Genomic DNA, 485 nt, shown 5'->3' with positions numbered 1-485 from the left:
GGTCATTTCATAAGAAAATACCAAAATATGAGGATAATGAGATATTTCTTTGTGTTTGGTTTTTGCTATATCTAAAAGAAGATTATAGACAAAAGTTGTTTTACCTAATCCAGTATACCCCCCAATAGTTATGATTTGGCCTTTTTTGAATCCTTTTGTGGATTGGTTGAGTCCTTTAAAAGTTTCTGATAAACGGTAATATTCTTCTTGGATTTTTTGTTTTGATTGTTGATCGGTATCAAAAAATTCAGGATGTAAATAGGCCATTTGGTTTAAAGTAAAGTGTGTTTTATCGTTTTTGTGGGGGATTGAAGAGATAAAATTTCTTAATTTATCAAATATTTCTTGGTAATATAAATTTTTGTGGTAGGGGTCTTGGTTTTCGTATGTGGGGCTAATGATTTTTATTAATTGTTGAAATAGTTTTTCTTGGGTGTAGGTATGTTTTAGATTGTCTAAAAAATGATTATTATTTTGGTTATTAA

Annotated in this window: 1 protein-coding gene; it reads right to left on the bottom strand. The window is 28.7% G+C overall.

Going from position 1 to position 485, the window contains the following annotated elements; all coding sequences use genetic code 11:
- A partial coding sequence (locus tag RI01_RS03040) for a DnaB-like helicase C-terminal domain-containing protein (RefSeq protein ID WP_026052462.1) occupies positions 1-485 on the bottom strand: 485 nt, incomplete at both ends.

It is taken from the genome of Italian clover phyllody phytoplasma str. MA1, from assembly GCF_000300695.1.
Lineage (GTDB): Bacteria > Bacillota_I > Bacilli_A > Acholeplasmatales > Acholeplasmataceae > Phytoplasma.
Note: the sequence above shows the minus strand (reverse complement) of the source record. Positions and strands in the feature narration are given on the sequence as shown.